General features: G+C 39.5%; 17 protein-coding genes and 1 pseudogene. 16 read left to right on the top strand and 2 right to left on the bottom strand.

The window, feature by feature from the left end; genetic code table 11:
* Positions 1–232: 232 nt before the first annotated feature.
* From J2S17_RS04960 to J2S17_RS04950, 3 genes are all read left to right on the top strand, one after another.
* The gene (locus J2S17_RS04960) at positions 233–2,044 is read left to right on the top strand and encodes a sigma 54-interacting transcriptional regulator (RefSeq protein WP_370874963.1); all 1,812 of its coding nucleotides are present in this window, start codon (positions 233–235) and stop codon (positions 2,042–2,044) included.
* Positions 2,045–2,192: 148 nt separating this feature from the next.
* Complete coding sequence (locus J2S17_RS04955) at positions 2,193–3,389, top strand: iron-containing alcohol dehydrogenase (RefSeq protein WP_307472745.1); 1,197 nt, start codon at positions 2,193–2,195, stop codon at positions 3,387–3,389.
* Positions 3,390–3,415: 26 nt separating this feature from the next.
* The gene (locus J2S17_RS04950) at positions 3,416–4,879 is read left to right on the top strand and encodes a CoA-acylating methylmalonate-semialdehyde dehydrogenase (RefSeq protein ID WP_307472504.1); all 1,464 of its coding nucleotides are present in this window, start codon (positions 3,416–3,418) and stop codon (positions 4,877–4,879) included.
* Positions 4,880–5,970: 1,091 nt separating this feature from the next.
* On the opposite strand, the gene J2S17_RS04945 is transcribed toward J2S17_RS04950, so the two are convergent.
* Positions 5,971–7,392: a DUF6270 domain-containing protein gene (locus J2S17_RS04945; protein ID WP_307472502.1), complete on the bottom strand. Its 1,422-nt coding sequence runs from the start codon at positions 7,390–7,392 to the stop codon at positions 5,971–5,973.
* 848 nt (positions 7,393–8,240) lie between these two features.
* On the opposite strand from J2S17_RS04945, the gene J2S17_RS04940 reads away from it, so the two are divergent.
* The 6 genes from J2S17_RS04940 to J2S17_RS04915 all read left to right on the top strand — a co-directional run bounded on the left by J2S17_RS04940 (position 8,241) and on the right by J2S17_RS04915 (position 13,570).
* Positions 8,241–8,672: a hypothetical protein gene (locus J2S17_RS04940; protein WP_307472501.1), complete on the top strand. Its 432-nt coding sequence runs from the start codon at positions 8,241–8,243 to the stop codon at positions 8,670–8,672.
* Positions 8,673–8,696: 24 nt separating this feature from the next.
* Positions 8,697–9,464: a hypothetical protein gene (locus tag J2S17_RS04935; RefSeq protein ID WP_307472499.1), complete on the top strand. Its 768-nt coding sequence runs from the start codon at positions 8,697–8,699 to the stop codon at positions 9,462–9,464.
* 87 nt (positions 9,465–9,551) lie between these two features.
* Entirely contained in the window at positions 9,552–10,001 is a 450-nt protein-coding gene (locus J2S17_RS04930; RefSeq protein ID WP_307472496.1) for a hypothetical protein, read from the top strand.
* A gap of 17 nt (positions 10,002–10,018) precedes the next feature.
* Positions 10,019–10,564, top strand: a complete 546-nt coding sequence (gene lepB, locus J2S17_RS04925) for a signal peptidase I (RefSeq protein WP_307472494.1) — start codon at positions 10,019–10,021, stop codon at positions 10,562–10,564.
* Between the two features lie 107 nt (positions 10,565–10,671).
* On the top strand, positions 10,672–12,246 hold the full coding sequence (locus tag J2S17_RS04920) for an AMP-binding protein (RefSeq protein WP_307472493.1): 1,575 nt from the start codon (positions 10,672–10,674) through the stop codon (positions 12,244–12,246).
* A 31-nt stretch (positions 12,247–12,277) separates the two neighbouring features.
* Complete coding sequence (locus tag J2S17_RS04915) at positions 12,278–13,570, top strand: MFS transporter (RefSeq protein ID WP_307472491.1); 1,293 nt, start codon at positions 12,278–12,280, stop codon at positions 13,568–13,570.
* Positions 13,571–13,618: 48 nt separating this feature from the next.
* On the opposite strand, the gene J2S17_RS04910 is transcribed toward J2S17_RS04915, so the two are convergent.
* Positions 13,619–15,004, bottom strand: a complete 1,386-nt coding sequence (locus J2S17_RS04910; protein ID WP_307472489.1) for a sigma-54 interaction domain-containing protein — start codon at positions 15,002–15,004, stop codon at positions 13,619–13,621.
* A 179-nt stretch (positions 15,005–15,183) separates the two neighbouring features.
* On the opposite strand from J2S17_RS04910, the gene J2S17_RS04905 reads away from it, so the two are divergent.
* The 7 genes and pseudogenes from J2S17_RS04905 to J2S17_RS29075 all read left to right on the top strand — a co-directional run bounded on the left by J2S17_RS04905 (position 15,184) and on the right by J2S17_RS29075 (position 22,150).
* Positions 15,184–16,167 (top strand): proline racemase family protein, encoded by a 984-nt coding sequence (locus J2S17_RS04905; RefSeq protein ID WP_307472486.1) that lies wholly within the window; start codon positions 15,184–15,186, stop codon positions 16,165–16,167.
* A gap of 34 nt (positions 16,168–16,201) precedes the next feature.
* Entirely contained in the window at positions 16,202–17,191 is a 990-nt protein-coding gene (locus J2S17_RS04900; protein ID WP_307472484.1) for a proline dehydrogenase family protein, read from the top strand.
* A 17-nt stretch (positions 17,192–17,208) separates the two neighbouring features.
* Positions 17,209–18,566 (top strand): annotated as a pseudogene (gene brnQ / locus J2S17_RS04895) (branched-chain amino acid transport system II carrier protein).
* 576 nt (positions 18,567–19,142) lie between these two features.
* On the top strand, positions 19,143–20,324 hold the full coding sequence (pgsB, locus tag J2S17_RS04885; protein WP_307472478.1) for a poly-gamma-glutamate synthase PgsB: 1,182 nt from the start codon (positions 19,143–19,145) through the stop codon (positions 20,322–20,324).
* An 18-nt stretch (positions 20,325–20,342) separates the two neighbouring features.
* The gene (gene pgsC, locus J2S17_RS04880) at positions 20,343–20,792 is read left to right on the top strand and encodes a poly-gamma-glutamate biosynthesis protein PgsC (protein WP_307472476.1); all 450 of its coding nucleotides are present in this window, start codon (positions 20,343–20,345) and stop codon (positions 20,790–20,792) included.
* Positions 20,793–20,807: 15 nt separating this feature from the next.
* Complete coding sequence (locus J2S17_RS04875) at positions 20,808–21,974, top strand: CapA family protein (protein ID WP_307472474.1); 1,167 nt, start codon at positions 20,808–20,810, stop codon at positions 21,972–21,974.
* Between the two features lie 5 nt (positions 21,975–21,979).
* Positions 21,980–22,150: a hypothetical protein gene (locus tag J2S17_RS29075; protein ID WP_503128665.1), complete on the top strand. Its 171-nt coding sequence runs from the start codon at positions 21,980–21,982 to the stop codon at positions 22,148–22,150.
* The last annotated feature ends 16 nt before the right edge of the window (positions 22,151–22,166 follow it).

Genomic DNA, 22,166 nt, shown 5'->3' with positions numbered 1-22,166 from the left:
TCTATTCTATTATGAAAATCACAATTCCTTTATTAAGGTGTTAGATTATTTAACAGTATATTTTGTCAGGAATATTAACACATTGTTTGCATATTAGAAGACCATCCATTTCTTGTTTGGCATTTAATTTTATCTATAAGCAGGGTTCTGTCTAACGAAAATTGAAGATTCAGATAGTTGGTTTTAATAAATTTTGACTCTGCTGCAGACAAGGAGGAGATTTTGTATGTTGATGGAGGGTCTTATAGATAATGAAAATTTGGGGCTAGGACAAGCGGAGTTATTACAGGTAAAGCATTGGATGACACCGAATCCTCATTGTATTAGGATTGGACAAACCTTGCAGGATGCGGGCGAGATGATGAACCGATTGAATGTGGACAGTCTCCCAATCATCGATGAGCAAGATTATCTGGTAGGAATGATTACATTGAGAAAACTGCTTTCCTCTATTTTAAAGGGACAGGATAAAGATACAATCATCAGCCGAATATCGAATCGGAATTACGTTTCTTTAAAACGGGATGATTCTATTTTCAGTGCAGCTGCACTTCCATATAGTCAGATCCCTGTAATAGATGAAGAAGAGAAAGTAATTGGTATTTTAACTGTGAGAGATATCAATGATGGGTATTCCAGGTTCATACATATGCTTAAGCAAAAGGAACATTCTGCTGATGTTTTACAGATCATTTTAGAAAGAGCCTATGAGGGCATTGTCGTTGTAGACAAATTTGGCATGATAATGGAATTTAATGAAGCTTATAGCCGTTTTACGGGTGTCAGTCGAGAGGATGCCATAGGCAGGCATGTAACAGAAGTGATTGATAATACGCATCTTCATTTAACAGTCAAAACCGCAACGCCTGAGCGAGGTGTAATTCAAAGAATTCAATGTCAGGATATGGTCGTTCATCGAATTCCTATTTGGGATAAAGGGGAATTGGTGGGCGCAATCGGGATGCTAATTTTTGAAGGGGTGACTGAGGTTTATAAGCTCTATGAATCCTTGCAGAGGAATTACATGCATGTGGAGAGGAAGGAGCAGCCTTTGACAGTGAAACTGGAGGAGGATAGCCGCATGACACTCGATCAAATTGTAGGGACCAGTCCTGAAATTTCTGAGGTGAAACGGTTGGCAAGACGGTCAGCAAGAACCCTTGCGACTGTGCTGATTACGGGTGAGAGCGGGACGGGGAAGGAAATGTTCGCTAAAAGCATACACCACATAAGCCCGTTTTCTAATGGCCGATTCATTAGTGTGAATTGCGGTGCCATACCCGAGGCGCTTTTTGAGTCGGAGCTGTTTGGATATGAAGAAGGGGCATTTACAGGTGCCAGTAAGGGAGGAAAACAAGGGAAGTTCGAACTCGCTCATAATGGAACGGTTTTTCTCGATGAAGTTGCTGAAATGCCAATCATGATGCAGACGAAATTATTACGTGTTCTTCAAGAAAAAGAAGCGGAAAGGGTTGGCGGTATTCAGAAGTATCGTGTCAATGCGAGAATTATTGCGGCCACAAATCGCAATTTAAAGGAGAGGGTGAGGGAGGGGCTGTTTCGAGAGGATTTATTTTACAGGCTGAATATCATTGAATTATTTGTCCCGCCTTTGCGTGAACGAAGACAAGATATCCCCATATTGCTTTCCTATTATTTAAAAGCTGTTTGTGAAAAATATGATCTGCCAAAGAAGTCGTTCAGCCCCCAAGCGATTGCAGCATTCATTCATTACGAGTGGCAAGGGAATATTCGTGAAATGGTGAATGTGGTTGAAAGGCTGGTCACGCTCGTCGATAGCCAAACAATAGAAGAACATCATTTGCATCGCTTTATCAAAGAAGAGTCTGAAACGCAGCCGGTCACTTATCAGCAGCCATCATTAATGGAAACAGCGAGGGATTTAGGAAGACAAAAAGAAAAAGAGCTCGTTATTCGCGCTCTGCGGGATGCGTTAGGCAATAAGAAAAAAGCGGCTGAGCTTCTTGGCATCCATCGAACAACGCTCTATCAAAAGCTGAAGAAATATAATATACCAGTCTGAAGTTTGTGTAGTGAAATCGCTACACAAACACTACATATGTAGTTGTGAAACTACATACGACTCCGCCTAATTGTTAATTTTACAGTCATTTGTTGTTTGGCATGCTTCTTGCATTTTTAGAGTGAATAGTAAAAAGGAGGGTGCCAAATTGAAGGGGATTGGGATATTTAGAACACCACAAACCATTATTTATGGCCGTGATTCATTTGAGAAGGTGGCAGAGGAAGCAGAATCAAGAGGATCAAAAGCGCTGATCATCAGTGATAAGATTATGAATCAGCTTGGCTACACCGAGAGATGCAAGGATTTTTTGACCGGTAAGAGCATCGAAAGTGAGCTTTATCTAGGAGTGGATTCGGAGCCCACAGATCGATATGTAGATGAGGCATTAACCCTTTTTAAAAGTACGGAGTGTGATCATATCATTTCCATTGGCGGTGGAAGCTGCATTGATACTGCAAAGGCAGTTGCTGTACTTGCTTCGAATGGCGGAGATATTGGTAACTATATGGGTGGAAGGAAAGCAGCCGTTCATGCACCGATTCCGCATATTGCGATCCCGACAACAGCAGGGACTGGTTCAGAAGCAACCGATGTAACAGTCATAACGAATACAGCAAATGATATAAAAATGATGATCAAGCAGCCGGCCTTTATGCCTTCCGTTGCGCTAGTGGATCCTGTATTGACGATTTCTTCGCCAAAACATGTGACTGCGGCGACGGGGATTGATGCTTTAAGCCATGCAGTTGAAGCCTATCTTTCAAAAAAGGCCCATCCGATGACAGATACGGTGGCATTATCCGCCATGAAACTCATTGTAGAAAACATTGAAGCGGCCTATGAAGACGGCAGCAATCTAGATGCTCGCGAAGCAATGTCTTTAGGTTCGATGCAGGCTGGGATGGCGTTCTCTAATGCATCTGTATGTCTCGTTCACGGGATGTCCCGCCCGATTGGTGCGCTATTCCATGTTCCTCACGGCTACTCCAATGCGATGCTTTTGCCAGCGGTATTGGAATTTAGCAAGGAGGCATGTATTGATCGACTTGCTGATCTTGGCAGAATTTTCATATCTGACCATAGCGATCTTACCAATAAAGAAGCGGCTGACTTAGCGGTGTCTGCTGTTAAGAAGTTATGTCTGACACTCAATATCCCGAATCTTAAAGGCTGGGGCATAGATGAAACCGCATTCAATCAGGCGGTAAATAAAATGACCATCGATGCAATCGACAGCGGCAGTCCAGCCAATAGTCCGAGAGTTCCTTCCGCCGAAGAATTAGAGGCGCTTTATCATACTTGCTATCATTATCAGTTCGCGGAAAAAGAAGAAGTACAGTAACTACTAACGGAGAGGGGAAAAGATAAATGTCTGCAATCACTACAACGGTTTTAAGAAATTTTATTAATGGGGAATGGGTAGAGGCCCAAACTGAACAATTCCAGGCGGTGCCGAACCCGGCAACTGGTGAAGAGCTTGCCCAAGTACCGATTTCCACGATGGCAGATGTAGAGTCTGCAGTACAAGCTGCTAAAGAAGCCTTTGAAACATGGAGTCAAACACCCGTGCCAAAGCGTGCACGGATATTATTTAAATATCAGCAATTACTAGTGGATCATTGGGATGAACTAGCTAAATTGATCACACAGGAAAACGGCAAAAGCTTTAAAGAAGCTTATGGTGAGGTACAGCGTGGAATTGAATGTGTTGAATTTGCCGCTGGTGCGCCAACTTTGATGATGGGGAAACAGCTTCCTGATATTGCGACGAACCTTGAATCCGGCATGTATCGTTATCCCGTAGGAGTAGTAGGCGGGATTACACCATTCAACTTTCCAATGATGGTTCCTTGCTGGATGTTTCCGCTCGCCATCGCTTGCGGCAATACATTTATATTGAAGCCTTCAGAAAGAACCCCTATATTAGCTAATCGTTTAGTGGAGCTTTTTAAAGAGGCGGGTCTGCCAGATGGAGTCTTGAATATTGTCCATGGTGCGCATGATGTAGTGAATGGATTGCTTCAGCATCAAGATGTGCCGGCGATTTCTTTTGTCGGCTCACAGCCAGTTGCTGAATATGTCTATAAAACCGGTACCTCACATGGAAAACGAGTGCAGGCGTTAGCCGGAGCGAAGAATCATTCGATCGTGATGCCTGAATCTGATTTAGACAGCGCAGTGAAAGAAATCATTGCAGCCGCCTATGGATCTGCCGGCGAACGATGCATGGCCTGCTCTGTTGTCGTTGCTGTTGGCGATGTCGCTGAACCTCTTATTCAAAAGCTGAATGAATCAGCAAATGCTATCAGTATCGGTAATGGGATGGATGAAAATATTTTCCTCGGACCGGTCATTCGCCAAGAGCATAAAGAACGGACCACGGGTTATATTGAAAGCGGAGAAAAAGAAGGCGCTGTTCTTGTTCGTGACGGACGAAACGATGAAGCCTATCGTGAAGACGGCTACTTCATCGGTCCAACCATCTTTGACAAAGTTACGCCAGCCATGAAAATTTGGAAAGAAGAGATCTTCGCCCCTGTATTATCCATCGTTAGGGTGAAGACGTTAGAAGAGGCGATTAACCTCTCAAACCAATCAGAGTTTGGTAACGGCGCTTGCTTATTTACGAAAAACGGCAGCGATGTCCGCCAATTCAGAGAGAGAATTCAGTCCGGCATGCTCGGAGTAAACATCGGCGTTCCTGCACCCATGGCATTCTTCCCATTCTCAGGCTGGAAAAACTCTTTCTACGGCGATCTTCATGCAAATGGAACAGACGGAGTCGAGTTTTATACGAGAAGAAAAATGCTTACTCAGCGCTGGGATTTTTAAGGATACGGATAGGCTTCGGGAGTCGCTTAGAGACTTCCGGAGTTTTTTTATGTTCAGTTAGTAGAAGGACTCATATCTGAAGTTGTTGGAATATGGGGAAAGCGCTGAGAGAAGGACGGTTTCTCCTCTGAAGTGGTTGAAATCGGGAGAAAGAGCTGAGAAAAAGCTGGATTGATATCTGAGGTGGTTGAAATGCTGAAATAGAGCTGAGAAAAGACAGGATTCTCATCCGAAGCAGTTGAAATCCGGAGAAAGAGCGGAGAGAAAGCTGGATTCGTATCTTAAGCGTTTTAAATCCTGAAATAGAGCTGAAAAAAGACAGGATTCCCATCCGAAGCGGTTGAAATACGGAGAAAGAGCTGAGAAAAAGCTGGATTGATATCTGAGGTGGTTGAAATGCTGAAATAGAGCTGAGAAAAGACAGGATTCTCATCCGAAGCAGTTGAAATCCGGAGAAAGAGCGGAGAGAAAGCTGGATTCGTATCTTAAGCGTTTTAAATCCTGAAATAGAGCTGAAAAAAGACAGGATTCCCATCCGAAGCGGTTGAAATACGGAGAAAGAGCGGAGAGAAAGCTGGATTGGTATCTGAAGTGGTTGAAATGCTGAAATAGAGCTGAGAAAAGACAGGATTCTCATCCGAAGTAGTTAAAATCCGGAGAAAGAGCGAAGAGAAAGCTGGATTGGTATCTGAAGTGGTTGAAATGCTGAAATAGAGCTGAGAAAAGACAGGATTCTCATCCAAAGCAGTTAAAATCTGAGTGAATGATGGGACACGCACCTACCAATAAAGCCTAGAGATTTCAAATAACACGCAGTCTTCTTCGTAAGACTTAACATAAAATCATCAACAGAATGAGTGGCTTCATGCATAATCTAGTTATGCTTCATTATTTTCTTGCACATCCTCAACAAAAAAAGATGCAGCCGGTAATGTGAGTAAAGCTGCGTCTGTGACAGTAAAATAATACAAAAAGGAGGATACGATTGATACGCATCTTTCTTTTTGTGAAAAAATGCTAAATTAATGATAAAAATAACCAGTAAAAATGAAGACTTCAGCATCATACCGAAGTCTTCTCAAGTTTTATTTTTATATCAAGTTCATTGTTATCTCTATATAATCGGTATCGACAATAGATGGTAAGGATTCAGATGCTGGTGAAGAGAATGATAAGACTTGAACGTTTCCTCTTTCATCTATATAATTCTCAAAATCCTTCGCTTGTAAGAAATGGCATGAGAAGTGGCTGCTCGTTTTTTCGACTTGATGATTAAAGTCGCTAGTTAAGCGTTTCCAATTATTCTCTTTGATATCCCATACAGCCATTTCAACCAAATCACCATCGATGCCATTAGCATCTCCCCACCAGTTAATAGTAATAGTCCCGATGTGATCAAATGAATCTGTTCGACTATGATGTGTGCCAGCAGCCTCGAAGGCAGAACTAATATTAAAACGATTAATTCTTTGGGCGATGGTATCTGCATCTTTCGTTAGCACAGATACTTTTTTGCCGTTCTTTACAGACATGACATCATAAGTCCCTGTGAGTGATTCACCTTTAAAATCTTTATACGGATCTCCCAGCGTTTTAAGATTTTTTCTATAAGCTGTATAGTTCGGATTATTAAACCTGCTTTTACTGACTTTCCCTTTAAAATTAAATACGATAGGGGTTTCACCTTTTGTCTCTTTCATTGCACTAATCTTATTTTCTAGTTTCGAAGTATAGCTATTGATATCTTTTAAAATGATATTCATCAATTTTTCTGTGAAATGTTTATAGAAGGATGGATCATAATGTACATAAAACATGCCCCAAGGGTGGTTCTCAACAGATACATAAGTATGCTCTGAGAAGTCTAAAATTTCGACGTCAAAATTCGATGTAACATAATCGTCCAAGGTATCCCATAAATCATTATAATAATCGACATTAATTTTTCTATGCTTTTCAGTTTCACTAATTTTTACTATTTCTCCTGTCTTCTCATCTTTCAAGTCATCAATAAACCTGGCTTTATTTAGGATGACTCGACAGGATGGAAGCTCTTTAGAAAGAAAATCAAAGAATTTGTCTACTGATACTTTCCATTTTTCCAAGTATTCATCGTAATTATTTTGCAGTGACATCGACCTTTTCGTATCTAGTTGAGGATATAAGGTAGTTTGCGAAAAGAGCCATTTCTTATTTGTAATCCAGCTCTCGCCGATTTCCTGTACCCCATAATAAATATCACCGTAGAAGTCTATTATTAGGTATTCCGGATTGGCTTTTTTAATATCATTTAAAAAGCTCTTGTCCAATTCAGTTTTAAAATGCCTTGCATCAAATGGCTTTAGATTATCAATTAGCTCCTCATTGAACTCGAACGCATCTCCAGCTAGAGAGATCATCGACATTTGATTTTGGTGTAAAATACAACTGTAATAATTCTTATAATCAGGGATAAATTGAGAGTTGAATCCATCCCGAGAAACACAACTACCTAGCACAGCTATATTACGCATTTATATATACCTCCGAAGTTTTACGATATGGTTGTTTGAATCCTTGGTATTCCAAGATACAGTCATTTTTTTTACTTAAAATCACGAAGCAATTATAACACATCCTCTTTCTTTCAAATATTAAGTAAATATTAAAGATAATTTACCTTTAAGTAAGAAAATGTAAATCTATATGATAACAATACCCATTATGATTGAAACTAGTGCCTAAAGTACCTCTATAAATATGAAGAGAAAAGTCATTCGATTGTCGAAATTTGGCGGTGACAGGCACCCTACCGCACCTTTTTCTCCCTTAATTCTTTTTACCCACTCTTCTCACTCTACTGATTTCATGCTCAAAGGTATCTTCATAATAAACGATCTTATTTCAAAAAAATTTATTATCCCTAATGAGGGCGTGATCTAGCACTTATTATCTATCTGCATTGATTCTATACCATAGATAATCCGACTCATTTTTCTGGCTATTTTAATAGATAGTTTTAATAAACCTTGATATAACGGCATTTAGGTTGATGTTGTTTTGGTTTATATATTGAAATATATGGAATCGGAAGAAATTTAAAGAAAAACGGAGAATTAACCATTTTATTCTGAATTTTTAGTATATTTTGAGGTTTTTCAATAGAATATCGTTGTTCTATACTTCCTGTAGTGTTTTGTATCAAGAACAGATAGATGAGTAGGAACGAACAACTAAACCAATTGAAGGGGGGGAGGCAGCTTTTCTAGGATAAAAGAATGATAGAGAACCATCCATACCATTAAATTTTTATCCTGAAAATGGTGCACAGCGATGAGATACTCCCCTATGAATGCCAAATATGTAATGAAGGGATCGAGTGATGTTGAAGAAGGCTATAGTCATCACGGTTGCCTTTTGTTTTTTGATGGGATTGACGGCTTTTTTTGCTGAGGCATATTCAAAGTCTAGCTTGTTTGAGTGGGCCAATGCAGAGATGCAAAAGAATAAGGATGTCGTTGGACAAGGGTTAAATCAGGAGGTTGCATTATTAAATGACGATCTCACAGAGAAAACCGCTCAATCAATAGATGAGAAAAATGCAGAACTGTCTGCTTTTCTTCTGACTTCATCCAGTGAGACAAAGGACACGATTAAAAACTATCAAGGCAGCTATCTATATAGATTAGAAGAGAAGAAAAAAGAATTGCTTAATCAAGATTTATCCAGCTATGAGGAAAGGAAGAAGAGACAAATCAATGAAGAAATGGATGCAGATATTGAAGAATATCTTGCAGAACTGTTGGGCCAATAATCTTATAAAAGGGACGATGAGAAGATGACATTGAAAAAGAAGATGGTAGCAGGCGTAGTCGCAGTAGGAATCGTATCAGGAGCAGGTTTTTCATTAGCTAATACAGATGCAGGAGGAGCATTAAAAAATTGGTATGATTCATTATTTAATAATACAAGTGAAGCAGTGTTATCTGAGTCTGATGCAAATTTCGAACAAATTCTAGCGCAACTAAGGGCTGAAAATGAAGTGCTGAAAGAATTAGCTACTTCTCAAATTAATGGTACGAGAGACAGCGTCATTAATACTTCCTCTTTAGCCATCACAAATGCGAAGAATGGACATATTCAATCCTTGGAAGGGGAAAAGGGCGCAATTCTAGAAGCGATGGATTATCAATTCTATAACCTATTCCTTCAAGGGACGTTAGAAATTTATGCAAAAGGAAATGAAATGCAGGCTGCTGCGACTAGTGACTTTGGCAGCCATACAGGGGCAAAAGGGCAAGCGGCAGTGAGTGAAGTAACAACGCAATTAAATGGTGTGAAAGACAATGCAGTCTCGGAATTAGAGGAAGCCATCAGGCAAGCGAAGGCGGAGCTTACAGCTGGAGTTGATAATTATTCAGAAGTTGTGACGAGGAATCTTAGCAATCAAGCGACTTGGAAAGGCGAAGATATCCGTGAAGCCCTGGATGGAATTCTAGCTAAAATGGTAACAGATCAGCAAACGATTATTACTGCAAAAGCTGCAGAGCTTGAGCTAAATGCGAAGCAAAGCTTAGATGATGTGGTAGCTGGAATCGATGATTAATTATCACAAATAAGGGAAAAAGAGGACCTCGTTTCTATGAGGTCCTCCAAGTCCCTATCAATGCAGAATGAAAGGAGAATTCCTATTATGAATCGCAAGAGCACACAACGGAAAAAGAAGCCGATCAAGCTAGTGGCAGGACTGCTTTTTTGCGTGTTGATGGTTAGCAGCAGTGTAAGCATTGCCTTTGCCAATAATGATATCGAGTCGATGTTAACCACATGGTTTGCTTCGAAAAAGGCAGACTCCATTGCCTCTATTGAGAAGGCTGTTGCAACAGAACAAGAGAAGCAAACAATACGCTTAAAGGAAGAAGTTCGTGTGAAAATTGCTGAAGCAGACAAGCAGATTCAGCAGACCACACAGACTGAAATCGACCTCAAAGTCCAAGAGCTGAAGCGTTATACCGATGAGTTAATCAATAGCTATCATCCGGCACAAGAAGGCAATGAAGAGGTAATTAAAGAATTAAACGGCATTATGGAAGCAGCTAAACAGCAAATGGAAGCTGTATCTAAGCCAAAACAAGCGGAATGATAAGGGAGAAGAGAGTGATGTCAGCTATTTTCAATCAAGCAGAAGAATCTCAACCAGAAATCAGTAAAGCAACATCATGGAAAAGCTGGTTTGGCTTTATTTTAAGCATGATTGTTCTGTTCCTCTTTTTTCGGTTCGCCATCTCTGTCACGATTGTAAGCGGAAACTCAATGAATCCAACGATTGAAAACAACGATATTTTAATCTCCAACCAACTATACTTTAACTTAAACAATGGCGATATCATCGTCTTTCATGATCCCCACGGCTATGATGTGATCAAAAGAATCATTGCCTCCCCAAATGATACTGTCGAAATCAAAGACGGCAATGTCCTCGTAAACGATACCCCATTAGAGGAGAACTACATAACTGGTACTGCAAATGATATGGAAAAGATCACTGTTTTAGAAAACAGTTATTTCGTTATTGGTGATAATCGGACGCCTGGAGAAAGTTTAGATAGCAGAAGCCAAGAAGTGGGTCTGATCACTAAAGAGGCAATCAAAGGAGAAATTATGTTTTCTCTTTATCCTATGAATGTAAAGATAGGTCATGAATGAAAAATCTCTCTACTATTCTCCTAAATGGATTGACGAATATATCAATGTTGACTATAATTATTCTAATTTTCATAATATTTAATAAAAAATGAAGGGTTTGGTTTGCTATGGACATTATTGGTGATAGAACGCTGCGGGATTTATTGACCGAGAAGGTGTCCTTGCATAACGAAAAGCTCTTTCTTCTTTTTGAGGATAAAGAAGAAAAGCGGTCAGAATTAACTTATGAGGCGTTTCAAAATCGTACCAATCAACTCAGTCAGGCTCTTCTCTCATTTGGAATTAAGAAGGGTCAGCATGTGACACTGCATCTGCCAAATAGTCTTGATTTTATGGTCTCATGGTTTGCATTAGCGAATATCGGTGCCGTCATGGTGCCAACAAATATCTTGTCACCAAAAGATGAAATGGCCTACATACTTACTCACTCTGAATCGATGCTTCTCATAACAGAAGCAGAATATCTCAATAAGTTCACTGCCATTCGCTCGCAGCTGCCTTTGCTGGAAGATATCTGGCTGGCGCGTTATGAAGGAGAGGAATATGCCGAACAAAGCTTGGCATTTTTAATGGAGAAGGAGTCAGGCGAACTGCCCGAAATATCACTGAAGTCAGATGATGTAGCAGCGATGCTTTACACATCCGGTACGACTTCTAAACCAAAAGGGGTGCAGATTACACACGCGAATTATTTATTTACTGGAGAGGTTATGTCGAAATCGATTCGATTAACACCGGCTGATCGGCAACTGATTGTTCTGCCGCTATTTCATGGCAATGCTCAATACTATTCTGCGATGTCAGCTCTTACGGTTGGTGCCAGCATTGCTATAACAGAGCGGTTCAGTGCTTCTCGATATTTTAAGCAAGCAAAGCGTTTGAGTGCCACAGTAGGCTCTTTGTTTGCAGCGCCAATAAGGATGATTTTAGCTCAGCACTATGATGCGGCTGATCGGGATAATCTTCTAAGGGTCATTTGGTTTGCTCAATCGCTCACTGATGAACAGTTAGATCATTTTGAACAGCAATATGAAGTTCCGTTGCTTCAGCTTTATGGCATGACAGAAACAGTCGGCGTGCCATTAATGAATCCGTTGGATGGAATCAGGATAAATAAAAGCATAGGCAAGCCAACGATCGGTTATGAAGTAAAGGTAATTGATGCAGACGGAAATGAGCAGCCTGCTGGTGTACCTGGTCAAATAATTGTTAAAGGAATGCCGGGTCGAACCTTAATGAAGGCTTATTTTAAAAATAATGAAGCAACAGCAGCGACAATAAAAGGGGGCTGGCTGTATACAGGGGATAATGCAAGAGTTGATGAAGCAGGCTATTTTTATTTTGTTGACCGGATCAAGGATATGATTAAACGGTCAGGAGAGAATGTTGCTGCTAGTGAAGTGGAAAGTGTGCTGGCTGCTCACAAGCTGGTATATGAATCTGCTGTTATCGGGGTTCCAGATGATATCCGTGATGAAGCAATTAAGGCTTATGTCATCTTGCATGACGGCGCCAAAATAACAGAAAACGAACTGCTAGTATACTGCAAGGAGCGCCTCGCTTCCTTTAAGGTTCCGGATTCAATCGAAATTCTGGAAGCGTTCCCGCGAACATCAGTAGGAAAAATTCAAAAGCATTTGCTCCGTCAAAAGCATGAAGAAGGTAAGTTGAAATCTACTTAAATACAACTAGCCAAGTGGGGAGACTATGATTATGAAAAAAAGCCGCGTATTGTTTGCGAGTTTATCTGGGTCTGTGATTGAATGGTACGATTTTTATTTATATGGGACAGCAACAGGTCTTGTTTTCTCAACCTTATTCTTCCCCAATGAAAATCCAGCAATCGGCCTGCTCCTTGCCTTTGCCACATTTGGTGTTGGCTATGCAGCTAGGCCAATAGGAAGCATTATTTTTGGTCATTACGGAGATAAGATTGGCAGGAAAGCTGCTTTGATGTTGACGCTCATTGGTATGGGCGGAAGCTCTTTTTTAATCGGGCTCTTACCTACCTTTGAGGCTGTGGGGTTGATTGCGCCAATACTGCTTGTGTTCTTGAGGCTGATTCAAGGGATTGCCCTGGGTGGAGAATGGGGAGGCGCGGTTTTATTAGCAACTGAATATGCACCAAAGGGTCTTAGAGGATTGTATGGCTCTGTTCCCCAGTTAGGTGTTCCGATAGGCTTGGTTGCAGGCTCCTTCAGCTTAACGGTCATCAGTTATTTAACAACAGACGCACAGTTTTTGGCATGGGGCTGGCGGATTCCTTTTCTCTTTAGTGCCGTGCTGATCGTCTTAGCATTATGGATTAGAAGCGGTATAGAGGAAACACCTGCTTTTAAAGAACAGCAGGAGAAGGGAGAGATCGTCAATGTACCGATTGTTGAAACGTTCCGTAACAATGGAAGAAATGTCTTTCATGTCATTGGACTAAAGCTTGGTGATGGGTTCTTTAATGTTTTCCTCATGTCATTCATCCTTGTGTATGCGACAAACTATTTGGGCTATGGCAATGAAAGAGCGTTAACAGCTTTAACGATCGGCTGTGCCACAATGATTTTGACGATTCCCCTCGTTGGTTATTTATCTGATTATATCGGGAGAAAGGTCATATATATGACTGGCGTTGCACTCTTGTTTATTTTAGCGGTACCGTATTATATGCTCATTGGCAATAGCGAGACATGGCTTTTCGTTATGCAGGCGGTCATGCTAGGTGTGCTGTGGGGAGCCATCTTTTCTACGCAGGGTACCTTATTCTCAGAACTATTTCCAGCAAATGTCCGCTATACAGGACTTTCAGTTGGCTATCAGCTTGCTGCAGCCATCGTTGGGTTCGGCCCGATGCTTTGGACAACAATGGCAGAAGCCTTTGGACCTTCACCATGGATATTCGGCGGGTTTATGATGGGCTTCCTAGCTCTGTCCTTCATTCTTTGCCTATTTATTCCTGATACAAGACATGTCTCTACCTATGAAAGTAAGCAAGATCAGACGATGAATATGTAATAGGAATAGAAAAACAGAAATCAAATGAGATTTCTGTTTTTTTACTTATTAGGTAAAATCCATTTCAATATGATACTCCTTCAGCTTTTTGTAGAGACTTACTCTTGATATGCCTAACTTTTTAGCTGCTGCACTTTTGTTACCATGTGTTTGCTGCAGCATATCAGTTATTTTTTCCTTTTCGAAAAGTGCTTTTTCATGCGCTAACCCTTCTTTAGGAATACGTCGGTCCTTTATATAAGGAAAAATCTCGGATAAATTATTGGCATGTACCGTTGGTTGTTCATTAAAGATAATCATTCTTTCAACCACATTTTTAAGTTCTCTTATATTACCTGGCCAATCATAGCTTGTATACATATTGATGGCGCTTGTATGAAGCTTAACCGCTTGCTTTTTATATTTTATAGAGAATTCGTCTGCAAAACTCTGAACTAATAAAGGGATATCATCATTTCTGTCACGTAAAGGCGGAATTTTTAATGTGACCACATTTAATCGATAGTATAGATCCTCACGGAACAGTCCTTTTTGCACCATATCTTCTAAATCACTATTAGTAGCCGCAATAATGCGAATATCGACTTTTTTCGCCTGGCTGCCCCCAATGCGAAATACTTCCCTTTCTTGGAGCACCCTCAAAAGCTTTGCTTGCATATCAAGGGGAAGAATACCGATTTCATCTAAAAATAAAGACCCTTTATGGGCCAGTTCGATTTTTCCTGGTTTGCCTTCCTTATGAGCTCCTGTAAAGGAGCCCCTTTCATATCCAAAAAACTCACTTTCAAAAAGTGCCTCTGGAATTGCACCGCAATTGACTGGGATAAACGGTTCGCTGCTTCTTAAGCTTCCATCATGTATTCCTTGTGAGAAAAGTTCCTTACCTACACCACTTTCCCCTTGTATAAGCACGGTTGCCTCTGTGCTTGCTACCTTTAAAGCAAATTCCTTTGCTTTTTGGATTGCTGGACTTTTCCCTTTTAAATCAGAAAACGGTCCTGTATATTCCATCACTTGGACACTTTGCTTCATTTTTTGCAATTGTGCTGATGTTAAGGTTAATTTTTCGTTTAGTTTCACAATATGGGTTATATCATGATCAATCGAGATGGCACCAATTAATTGATCATGTTGTTCATCTAAGATAGGAGAAGAACTGATAAGGACATGCTTATCCGGCCTCGGCTGATGATAAACGTTAAAGACGGGTTCCTTCGTTTTCAGAATCTGCAGCAGCATTAAATCCTCTTCTTTAAAAAAATCATTAATATAGTTCCCTTTGATTTTTTTAAAAGGAATGCCATAAATTCTCTCAGCATGAGAATTCCAATACTGCACTTGACCAGATGCATCTATAATGGTGATACCATCTGAGCTTGTTTCGATGAGTGTCTGTAAGTAGAGAAGTGCGTGCTTGCCTGAAGGTAGATTCATAGTTGCCTCCCTAAAAGTGAAAAGTTGTATATATTGAATTTACACTATTGTAAACTTTTTGAACAGTTAATTAACAATGATGTAAACTAAATCCTTTTGAAAGCGTGGTTATCTGAGTTGGCACACTCCTTGCATTATTTATAGAAAAGGCAGTTCAAATGGAAGTGAGGGTCAAATTTATGCTATCTCAAAATCAATATATTTCAACAATCGATTCCCATACAATGGGGGAGGCGGCAAGAATTGTTGTTGAAGGGCTTCCTGAAATCCACGGAAAAACAATGATGGAAAAGAAAAAGTACCTTCAAGCGCATATGGACCATATAAGAAAGCTGTTAATTCACGAGCCAAGAGGGCATCTAAATATGTTTGGTGCCATTTTTACAGAGCCATGCAATGAGGGATGTGACCTAGGTCTTTTATTTATGGATAGCGGCGGTTACTTGAATATGTGTGGCCATGGAACGATTGCTTCAGTGACCATTGCGATTAATCAAGGCATGATTGCTCAAAAGGAAAAGGTTATGTTTGATACACCCTCTGGTATTGTCGAATGTCATGTAACCTATGAGAATTGCAAGGTGAAAGATGTTTCATTTATTAATGTACCCGCATTCATATATAAGAAGAATGCGGAGATTGAAGTAAATGGAGTTGGAACTGTGATGGTTGATATTGCTTTTGGCGGAAGCTTCTTTGCTATCGCAGATGCCCGGCAATTTCAGTTATTGCTGAACACAGAAGAAAAGGATAAGCTGACTTCTCTTGGCATGGCTATACGTGAAGGCGTGAATGAGCAATTATCAATACAGCATCCAGAAATTCCGGAAATTAATACGGTTGATTTAGTAGAGTTTAGCTTGCAGAAGGAAAAGAACCATTATAAAAATGTCGTTGTCTTTGGAAATGGGCAGATTGATCGCTCTCCTTGCGGAACAGGGACATGCGCCAAGCTATCCACATTGAATCTTGCGCTGGGAGAATCTATTATTCAAGAAAGCATCATCGGTTCAAAATTTAAAGGAACAATTGTCAACTACTCCAAAGTCGGTGATTACCAAGCAGTGGTGCCAAAAATAACTGGATCAGCATGGATAACAGGTATTCACAAGTTCCTATTAGATGAAACAGATCCTTATAAAGAAGGGTTTTTACTAGCATAATATTTTAAAAAACTGGTGAATGGAGGCATTTGCAATGAATTTAACGAAGGACTTTTTTATCACATTATCTCAAAATAAATTGCTTACTAAAGGGGCAAAGCGATGGGGGCTGCAGCTCGGAGCTCAAACTGTCGTTGCCGGCACGAACATTCCTGAAATGATTAGAAGTGTACAAGAATTGAATAGTCAGGGCATTTCAGCAACCATTGATAATTTAGGAGAATTTGTTTTTGAAAAGTCAGAGGCACTTGAAGCGAAAGAGCAAATACTTCATGTAATCGAAGCCATTCATGAAAATGGTGTGGATGCTCATATCTCATTAAAACCGACACAGCTTGGATTAGATATAGATGCTCATTTTTGTCTTGGAAATTTACGGGAAATTGTTCACGCTGCACATCATTATGATATATTCATTAATTTTGATATGGAGGATTATGGACATTTACAGCCATCGTTCGACCTTATTGATGAGCTTTCAAAGGAATACGATAATATCGGCACAGTCATCCAAGCTTATTTTTATCAATCCGATGAAATCATTGAAAAGTATAAGGATTTTCGATTAAGAATCGTAAAAGGTGCCTATAAGGAGCCTGAAAATTTAGCATATCAGGGAAAAAATGATATCGATAAAAACTATTTAAAATTAATAGAATATCACCTGCTTAATGGAAAGTTTACCTCGATTGCTACACATGATCATCATGTAATTAATCATGTGAAGAAGTTTGTGAGGGAAAATAATATTTCAAATGATAAATTCGAGTTCCAAATGCTATATGGCTTCAGAAAAGACCTGCAATTAAAGCTGGCTAGTGAAGGCTATAATTTCTGTACATATGTACCTTTTGGACATGACTGGTATGGATATTTCATGCGCAGATTGGCTGAGCGTCCACAAAATCTCCAGCTTGTCAGCAAGCAATTATTCAATAAGAAAACAAATACTTTAATAGGTTTGGGAGCAGGTGCTTTCATTCTTGGAAGACTGAGCAAGCAACGGAAAAAGTCAGAGGAATAGGAAGGGAGAGAAGCTAGATGGAAAAAACATTACCGTTTTCACAGGTACTGGCAATAGGGTTCATGCTCTTTGCGATGTTTTTAGGAGCTGGAAATGTCATCTTTGCCCCAATGGTCGGTCAAGAAGCAGGGACGAATGTGTGGATTGCGATGGGCGGTTTTTTAATTACTGGAGTAGGCTTAGTGCTGCTTGCGATTATTGCTTTGACAAGAGGAGGGGGAACGGTTGAAAAATTGGCTGGTAGAGTACATCCTGTTTTTGCTTTAGTCTTTTCCATACTCCTATTCTTAACACTAGGACCGATTTACGTAATTCCGAGGACAACATCCGTTGTTTTTGAAATTGGTGTGAATCCGCTTCTTTCCGAACAAGTAAATGCAGGTTTCATACTTTTGCTATTTTCCTTCACTTTTATCGTATTAACGATTTATCTGTCATGGAATACTACAAAATTCATTGACCGATTAGGAAAATTAATCACCCCAATTTTCGGAATTTTACTTCTTATTTTGATTGCAAAATCTATTTTTACTCCAATGGGAACAATTCGTGAACCACAGGAAAGCTATTTGTCAGATGTTTTCCTCAAAGGTTTCACACAAGGTTACTATACAATGGATGTTTTAGCTGCCTTTGTATTCGGTGGCATATTCATTAAATCAATTAGCTCAGTCGGTATTACATCCAAGAAAGAAGTGTCCAAGCTATTTATTAAATCAGGTGTTATCACCATCATTGGCTTAATTGCTTTACAGCTTTCAATGGCCTGGATCGGTGCATCAAGCGTGGATGCAATTGGCTATCAAGAGAATGGCGGGGCAGTTTTAGCGCAAAGTGCAAAAGCGTTATTCGGTCAATCGGGCATCTACTTGATTGGGCTTGTCATCTTCTTAACAGGAATCACAACAAATGTTGCCTGTCTGGCAGCAGTATCAGAGTACTTTGAACGTATCGTTCCTTCCATTTCATATAAAAAATGGCTGATTATTTTCTCTGCTATCAGCTTAGTAATCACTAACTTTGGTCTAAACACAATCTTAAATCTAGCCTCTCCAATTTTATTATTACTTTATCCATTAGCTATCGCGCTTATTGTACTAATCTTTACAAATAATCTATTCAACGGCATCAAACTATCTATATCGGTACAATGATAGGTGTAGGAATTGTGGCCATTCTTGATGCACTAAAAGATGCAGGAATCGGTACAGAATCATTGAACAATGCTTTGGGATTTATCCCATTATTTGAAAATGGAGCGGGATGGATTGCTACAGGAATCCTTGGTTTTATTGTTAGTTTAATAATTGCAAAATCCAGAAAGGAACCAGGTTCTATTATTAATATGGCTGGGCAGGAAATCAAGAATGTTTGATTTGACGACGGTTACTATCAACTAATTGTTAAACATTATAAGATGGACTTAAAAGCATTTTTCAATCAAACTTTTGATTGAAAAATGCTTTTTAATTTTAAACTACTCCAAGCTACCCAATGAGATTATTATATTTTCCAAAACAATCGCTAGTCTCTCCCTACCATATTCACTATTAAAAAACACATTCCATACTGTTAGAACCATACCTTAGAAAGTTAATAGAAAATACCATATCATTATCAGTTACATTATTTGAGCATTACTCTTATTTCAAAGAAACTACAATTTTGACGTTACATAATAACTAGAAGAAACTTTTTTTAAAAAAATATATGCAGTAACCAATTCTATAAAAATGATTCATTAGGATAAAATGATTATTTATTTTGCAAAATGTGAGTGTGATTAGGCTAAATGATACCTTTTTTAAAATTTTATCACATAAAAGCATTCTGCACTTATAGACATTTATTAGTAAAGAAGTTTAATTCCACTGTTATATAGGTGAAATATTTATATATTAGTATATTAATCGTGTGTTTGTTCGTGAATAAAATATGAGGAGGAAAGTATATGTGGCTCATTGTCAGTTCCTGCGTCATTTTAATTGTGGCAGGGGTTATCGAAAAGCAGAGACATAAGAAAAGACTCGATTCTTTAAAAGTGCGTGTGAATATTAACGGAATCAGAGGGAAGTCGACTGTTACTCGATTAATTACAGGAATATTATTCGAGGCGGGACTTAAAACAGTCGGTAAAACGACTGGGACGGATGCAAGAATGATTTATTGGAACACGCCGGAAGAAAAGCCGATTATTAGAAAACCACAAGGTCCGAATATTGGAGAACAAAAGGAAGTCATCAACGAAGCGGTCGATCTTGGAGCGGAAGCGCTCGTGAGTGAATGTATGGCGGTCAACCCTGACTATCAAATTACATTTCAAGAGGAGCTGCTGCAAGCGAATATTGGTGTCATTGTAAATGTACTTGAAGATCATATGGATGTGATGGGCCCTACATTAGATGAGGTGGCTGAAGCTTTTACAGCAACAATCCCTCATAATGGTTTTTTAATTATAACTGATGATTCATTCCGTACATATTATGAAAAAGTGGCAGAGGAAAGAAATACGAAGGTAATTGTAGCTGATAATAATAAAATATCTGAGGCCTTCCTAAAACAATTTGATTATATGGTCTTTCCAGATAATGCTTCACTTGCCTTGGCAGTTGCAGAAGCGATTGGTATAGATGAGAAGACAGCGATGCAAGGGATGCTGAATGCACCGCCAGATCCTGGGGCTATGCGGATATCACCGATAGGGAATGGTACAACTCCTTCTTATTTTGTGAATGGATTTGCGGCAAATGATGCTTCTTCAACGCTTAATATATGGAAACGAGTACAAGAAGTAGGCTATCCAACAGAGGAGCCGGTTGTGATTATGAATTGTCGGGCCGATCGCGTGGATCGAACAGAACAGTTTGCGCGTGACGTACTGCCTTATATCAATATGAAAACATTAGTATTAATCGGTGAAACAACTGAACCGATTGTTCGAGCTTATCATAATGAGATCATTCCAGCTGAGAATATTAAAAACTTAGAAGGATATTCGACAGAAGCGATTCTCGACGAACTAGAAGAGCAAATGGAAGGCTCAACTTTATATGGTGTAGGAAATATACACGGTGCTGCTGAGCCGCTAATAGAAGCGATGAAAACAATGAAGATAAAGCAACTAGTTAGTTAATAAGGAGCGTTTTGTGAAATGTTTGGTGATGATTTATATATTTCATTAATATTAGGAGTTTTATTGAGTTTATTATTTGCTGAGAAGTTTGGCATCATGCCAGCGGGTCTTGTTGTACCAGGGTATATGGCACTTGTGTTTAACCAGCCGATATTCGTTCTTCTCATATTAATTGTTAGTCTATTAACCTATGTCATTGTAAAATACGGCGTTTCCCGTTTTGTCATTTTATATGGCAGGCGCAAGTTTGCAGCGATGCTGGTCACAGGCATATGTTTGAAGTTGATTTTGGATTATTTCTATCCAGTTCTGCCCTTTGAAATTTATGAATTCAGGGGATTAGGTGTTATTGTCCCAGGACTGATTGCGAATACGATTCAAAAACAAGGAGTTACATTAACCATTGGAAGTACATTACTTTTAAGCGGAGCAACATTTGGAATTATGTATGTGTATTATCTTTTTTAAAATGGGGTGTCATTGATGAATAATCAAACAAATGAGGGGCGAGACTTAACGTTTCACGAAAAGCTCCTCAAATTTTTAAAAAGCCAAAAAAAGCGAATCCATATTCATCTCTTGATTCTTTTCCCTATCCTGCTTATTGTGTTTGTCCTTTCATATACCATTGACACTAGAAAAGTGGCACAAGTTAAGCCGGCAAATGATGCCGTTTTAACTGGTTCTATTGTGGGGGATGTCATGACTGGGAGATATGTCGATGAAATCACAGATAGACATGGATATAATCATTTATTCCGTTATACTCAACCGTTCTTTAACGAGTCAGATTATGTAACAGGAAATTATGAAAACCCAGCAACCGAACGAGAGGTTGAACCACGCGAAGGCAAATCAATCGCCTTAAAAACGGATCATGCGTCCGTGGATGGATTAGCAGGAGCTGGGTTCAATGCTGTTGCGCTTGCAAATAATCATATGATGGATTTTGGTGAACAAGCACTGGCAGATACGTTAGCTGTATTGGATGAGAAAAACATTGATGCAGTCGGTGCGGGGAATAATATAGAAGATGCATCCAATCGGATTTCCTATCAAGAGATTAATGGAAGGACGTTGGCTACACTCAGTTTTTCTGATTTAACAGGAGAGCAGGTCAAGGCGGATCATAACAGTGGAGGAATTCTTGATTTCACTCCAGATACCTTTATTCCCCTTACTGCAGAAGCAAAAGCTAATGCTGACCTGGTCCTTGTCCATGCGCATTGGGGGAATGAATACAATAGCCGGGCGAGTGAACGTCAACAAGAATTAGCTCGGGCATTATCTGATGCTGGAGCGGATATCATTATCGGACATCATCCACATGTCCTTGAAACAGTAGAAGTTTATAATGATTCAGTTATTTTTTATAGTCTCGGCAATTTCATATTTGACCAAGGCTGGACAAGAACGAGAGAAACAGCCCTCGTTCAATTCCATCTGCTTGAATCAGGTGAAACAAGGTTTGAGATTACGCCAATGAAAATACGTGAAGCGACACCAGCTCCATTAAATAATTGGGACAAGCTTGCGGAATGGTCAATCAAACGCCAATTAACTAGAGATCTCAACGTAGATTGGGAGTATAAAGATAATCAGCTTGTATTTACTGTGGATCAGAATTTAGATAATGAAAAAGGGGAATAGTAAGCATGAAAAGCTTGTTTAAAAGATTATTACCTTATATTTTTGTTTTCTCTATTTTTTTTATCGTAGTCGGTGTGAGTCAGACGGACACATTGAGTGAGGATGAAAGAGCGGAAATTAATAGTCAATTATTAAAGATAGAAGTAGAAGAGAGTAATGAAATAGTTAATCATTAATCCTTCAAGAGTGACG

The sequence above is a fragment of the Cytobacillus purgationiresistens genome (assembly GCF_030813235.1).
Lineage (GTDB): Bacteria > Bacillota > Bacilli > Bacillales > Cytobacillaceae > Cytobacillus > Cytobacillus purgationiresistens.
This window is presented reverse-complemented; position numbering and strand designations above follow the sequence as displayed.

Excerpts from the sequence above, each read along its gene's own strand:
- J2S17_RS04960 (WP_370874963.1), top strand. The coding sequence starts at position 233 with ATGGAGGGTCTTATAGATAATGAAAATTTGGGGCTAGGACAAGCGGAG.
- J2S17_RS04950 (WP_307472504.1), top strand. The coding sequence starts at position 3,416 with ATGTCTGCAATCACTACAACGGTTTTAAGAAATTTTATTAATGGGGAA.
- J2S17_RS04945 (WP_307472502.1), bottom strand. The coding sequence starts at position 7,392 with ATGCGTAATATAGCTGTGCTAGGTAGTTGTGTTTCTCGGGATGGATTC.
- J2S17_RS04940 (WP_307472501.1), top strand. The coding sequence starts at position 8,241 with ATGTTGAAGAAGGCTATAGTCATCACGGTTGCCTTTTGTTTTTTGATG.
- J2S17_RS04935 (WP_307472499.1), top strand. The coding sequence starts at position 8,697 with ATGACATTGAAAAAGAAGATGGTAGCAGGCGTAGTCGCAGTAGGAATC.
- J2S17_RS04930 (WP_307472496.1), top strand. The coding sequence starts at position 9,552 with ATGAATCGCAAGAGCACACAACGGAAAAAGAAGCCGATCAAGCTAGTG.
- lepB (WP_307472494.1), top strand. The coding sequence starts at position 10,019 with ATGTCAGCTATTTTCAATCAAGCAGAAGAATCTCAACCAGAAATCAGT.
- J2S17_RS04920 (WP_307472493.1), top strand. The coding sequence starts at position 10,672 with ATGGACATTATTGGTGATAGAACGCTGCGGGATTTATTGACCGAGAAG.
- J2S17_RS04915 (WP_307472491.1), top strand. The coding sequence starts at position 12,278 with ATGAAAAAAAGCCGCGTATTGTTTGCGAGTTTATCTGGGTCTGTGATT.
- J2S17_RS04910 (WP_307472489.1), bottom strand. The coding sequence starts at position 15,004 with ATGAATCTACCTTCAGGCAAGCACGCACTTCTCTACTTACAGACACTC.
- J2S17_RS04905 (WP_307472486.1), top strand. The coding sequence starts at position 15,184 with ATGCTATCTCAAAATCAATATATTTCAACAATCGATTCCCATACAATG.
- J2S17_RS04900 (WP_307472484.1), top strand. The coding sequence starts at position 16,202 with ATGAATTTAACGAAGGACTTTTTTATCACATTATCTCAAAATAAATTG.
- pgsB (WP_307472478.1), top strand. The coding sequence starts at position 19,143 with ATGTGGCTCATTGTCAGTTCCTGCGTCATTTTAATTGTGGCAGGGGTT.
- pgsC (WP_307472476.1), top strand. The coding sequence starts at position 20,343 with ATGTTTGGTGATGATTTATATATTTCATTAATATTAGGAGTTTTATTG.
- J2S17_RS04875 (WP_307472474.1), top strand. The coding sequence starts at position 20,808 with ATGAATAATCAAACAAATGAGGGGCGAGACTTAACGTTTCACGAAAAG.
- J2S17_RS29075 (WP_503128665.1), top strand. The coding sequence starts at position 21,980 with ATGAAAAGCTTGTTTAAAAGATTATTACCTTATATTTTTGTTTTCTCT.